Annotated in this window: 1 tRNA gene; it reads left to right on the top strand. The window is 35.2% G+C overall.

Annotated features, from left to right (window positions below):
- Positions 1-169 precede the first annotated feature (169 nt).
- Positions 170-255: transfer RNA gene (locus tag DWZ63_RS07195), tRNA-Ser, on the top strand.
- The last annotated feature ends 308 nt before the right edge of the window (positions 256-563 follow it).

Below are 563 nucleotides of genomic sequence, written 5' to 3'. Positions count from 1 at the left end.
AGTAGAACATTTTTACGCTTCAGGAGACAATAAATGTTATTATCTTGTACTTGAAAATGAAATTCAAAAAATAAAATTGAAAAAAATTAAAAAAAAGGGGTTGACGAATCCAAAATAAAGAGTTATACTAGCAAAGCACTGTTGAGAGAGCAACAAACTTAAACAGTTTGGAGAGGTATCGAAGTGGTCATAACGAGGCGGTCTTGAAAACCGTTTGTCCGCAAGGGCGCGTGGGTTCGAATCCCACCCTCTCCGCTGTGGTTGAATCCACTATATAAAGTAGTTTTTTATACGGCTGGAAAGTGAGAGATAAAAAATGAAAAAAGGTGTTGACAACAACAGTAAAATGTTGTAAGATACATATCGCTGTCGCAAAAAGCGATAAGAAACAAAGCATGAAAGCATAAAGTTTCTTGTTGGTGCGAAAGCAGGAAATCAAAAAGGTTTCCGAGATTTTATTTTTTGGAAGACTTCAAAAAATAAAATAAAAAAAGTTCTTGACAAGCTAAAGCAAAGGTGATAAGATATATATCGCTGACGCAAACAGCAAGTCAGTAACACTG

The sequence above is a fragment of the Clostridium sp. AF34-13 genome (assembly GCF_003477845.1).
Classification (GTDB): domain Bacteria; phylum Bacillota; class Clostridia; order Lachnospirales; family Lachnospiraceae; genus Butyribacter; species Butyribacter intestini.
This window is presented reverse-complemented; position numbering and strand designations above follow the sequence as displayed.